Source organism: Candidatus Methylomirabilota bacterium, from assembly GCA_035936835.1.
Classification (GTDB): domain Bacteria; phylum Methylomirabilota; class Methylomirabilia; order Rokubacteriales; family CSP1-6; genus AR37.
Genome location: DASYVT010000210.1, coordinates 1 through 2,938, shown reverse-complemented (window position 1 = coordinate 2,938; position 2,938 = coordinate 1). Strand labels below are relative to the sequence as shown.

Here is a 2,938-nt window from a genome sequence, read left to right as displayed (position 1 = left end):
GAGGTGACGCTCCAGCCGGTGGAGCGGCTGGGCGTGGACGCGGCGATCCTCTTCGCCGACATCCTGCTGGTCCTCGAGCCGCTCGGCGTCGGGCTGGAGTTCACCAAGGGCGGGGGGCCGCACATAGAGCGCCCCGTCCGGAGCGCCGATGACGTGGCGCGGCTCGGCCGCGCGGACGTGGAGGCCTCCGTGGGTTTCGTCTTCGAGACGGTCAGGCTCGCGCGCAAGGCGCTGGGCGACCGCGTGCCGCTCATCGGCTTCGCCGGCGCGCCCTTCACGCTCGCCTCGTATCTCATCGAAGGCGGCGCGTCGCGCGAGTTCCTGCTGACCAAGCGCTTCATGCGTGCGGAGCGGGACGCGTGGCACGCGATGCTGGGACGGCTCGCCGACGTCACGGCGGACTATCTCAACGGCCAGATCGCGGCGGGGGCTCAGGCTGTCCAGCTCTTCGATTCGTGGGTCGGCGCGCTCTCACCAGCCGACTACCGCGAGTTCGTCCTGCCGCACAGCCGCTCCGTCATCCGGCGCCTGACTCCAGGCATACCCGTCATCCACTTCGGGGTGGGCACGGCCACGCTGCTTCCTTTAATGAAGGAGGCGGGGGGCGATGTCATCGGACTCGACTGGCGCGTCGAGCTAGGCCCGACGTGGGAGCGGCTGGGCTACGACGTGGCCGTGCAGGGCAACCTCGACCCCGCTGTGCTCCTGTCGCGCAGCGACGAGATCCGCCGCGCCGCCAAGGCCATCCTCGACGCCGCCGCGCAGCACCCAGGCCACATCTTCAACCTCGGCCACGGCGTCCACCAGGAAACGCCCGTCGAGAACGTGAAGGCGCTCGTAGACATCGTGCACGAGCTGTCGGCCCGATGAGTGATTTCGATTCAGTCCTGCTGATCGCCTTCGGCGGACCCGAGAAGCGCGAGGACATCAGGCCTTTCCTTGAGATCGTGTCGGCGGGGCGCCGCATCCCGCCCGAGCGCCTCGAGGAGGTCGCGCACCATTACGAGCTGATGGGCGGTCGCTCACCGCTCAATGAGCTGACGATGAGACAGGCCGAGGGCCTCCGCCAAGCTCTGAAGCGGGACGGCGTGCCGACTCCCGTCTACGTCGGCATGAGGAACTGGCATCCGTTCCTGCACGAGACGCTTGCCGAGATGCGCGACCGCGGCTGCCGCCGGATGCTCGGCATCATCCTCTCCTCCTTCCAGACCGAGGCGTCGTGGGAACGCTACGTGGCGGACGTCTCGGCGGCCCGCGAGAAGGTGGGCGCCGGCGCGCCCGAGGTCGCCTACGCGCCGCCCTGGGCCGAGCACCCGCGCTTCGTCGACGCCATGGTGGCGCGCGCCGCCGCCGCGCTCGCCCAGGTGCCCGCGCCGAAGCGTGTGGATGCGCTCTTGATCTTTACCGCCCACAGCGTGCCCGTCGCGATGGCGAGCGGCTCGCCCTATGCGCGCCAGCTCGAGGCCGCCGCGCTCGTCATCGCCGGCCGTCTCGGCCACGCGCGCTGGCAGGTCGCCTACCAGAGCCGGAGCGGCGCCCCGAGCGATCCGTGGCTCGCGCCCGACATCTGCGACGCGCTTCGTGGCATGAAGGGACAGGGGATCGAGGACGTGGTCGTCGTTCCGATCGGCTTCGTCTGCGACCACGTCGAGGTCCTATACGATCTGGATGTCGAGGCGCGCGCCATCGCCGCCGAGGCGGGCCTGCGCTTCCACCGGGCGCAGGCCGCCAATGATCACCCCGCGTTCATCGCCATGCTCGCCGATCTCGTCACGCGGGGGCCGCGGTGAGGTTGGCCGTCGTGGGCGGCGGTATCGCGGGGCTGGCCGCCGCACACCGAGCCGTCGAGCTCACCCGGGAGCGCGGCCGGCGGCTCGAGCTGTCGCTCTTCGAGGCCGGTGACCGGCTGGGCGGCACCATCCAGACCGATCGTTACGAAGGGTTCCTCGTCGAGTGCGGACCGGACTCCTTCCTCTCGGAGAAGCCGTGGGCGCTCCAGCTCTGCAAGCGACTCGGCATCGAGGACAGGCTGGTGCGCACCGACGACCGCTTCCGCCGCACGTACGTCGCTTTCCGTGGACGTCTCCACCCGCTGCCCGACGGCTTCCAGCTCCTGGCGCCGACGCGGCTCGGCCCGTTCATCCGCTCGCGCCTCTTTTCCTGGCCCGGCAAGCTCAGGATGGCAATGGATCTCGTGCTGCCTCGCGGCGGCGATCCCGACGAGAGCCTGGGAGCCTTCGTGTCCCGCCGGCTCGGACGCGAGGCGCTCGAACGCGTTGCCCAGCCGCTGGTCGCGGGGATCTACACCGCCGACCCCGACACGCTCTCGCTCGTCGCCACCATGCCGCGCTTCCTCGACATCGAGCGGAGGGAGCGGAGCCTGATCCTCGGGCTCTGGCGCGGGGCGCGCCGGGTGCCCGCGGAAGCGGCCGGCGCGAGCGGGGCGCGCTGGTCGCTCTTCGTGACGTTTGCTGCAGGGATGGAGGAGCTCATCCGCGCCCTTGGCGCCCGCCTGCCCTTCGACGCCATCCGGCTCAAAGCCCGCGTCACTGATGTCACGCGCGAGGGCCCGGGCTGGCGACTCGGCCTCCGCGACGGCCCGCCGGCGACGGCGGATGCGGTCATCATCGCCACCGAGTCGCACCAGGCCGGACGCATGCTGCGCTACACGGACCCGTCACTGGCGCACCTGCTCGAGGGCATCCCGTACGCGTCCTCGGCGACGGTGACGCTCGGCTGGCGGCGCGCCGACATCCCGCACCCGCTCGACGGCTTCGGCTTCGTCGTGCCGCAGATCGAGCGGCGTCCCATCATCGCCTGCACCTTCTCAAGCGTGAAGTACCCCGGCCGCGCCCCGGACGGCTTCGCCCTGCTCCGCGTGTTCATGGGCGGCGCGCTGAACGAGAGCATCCTCGACGGGGACGACGAGACGCTGACG

Annotated in this window: 3 protein-coding genes; all 3 read left to right on the top strand. The window is 71.0% G+C overall.

Annotation, left to right across the window (positions count from 1 at the left end; all coding sequences use genetic code 11):
- The coding region (hemE, locus tag VGV06_19180; protein HEV2057269.1) for a uroporphyrinogen decarboxylase at positions 1 to 870 on the top strand (870 nt) is incomplete at its 5' end.
- A complete protein-coding gene (gene hemH / locus VGV06_19175; GenBank protein HEV2057268.1) occupies positions 867 to 1,790 on the top strand; it encodes a ferrochelatase in 924 nt (307 codons plus the stop codon). The genes hemE and hemH, both read left to right, overlap by 4 nt.
- A partial coding sequence (hemG, locus tag VGV06_19170) for a protoporphyrinogen oxidase (protein ID HEV2057267.1) occupies positions 1,787 to 2,938 on the top strand: 1,152 nt, incomplete at its 3' end. The genes hemH and hemG, both read left to right, overlap by 4 nt.

Coding starts and splice junctions, on each gene's coding strand:
- hemH (HEV2057268.1), top strand. CDS start 867: ATGAGTGATTTCGATTCAGTCCTGCTGATCGCCTTCGGCGGACCCGAG.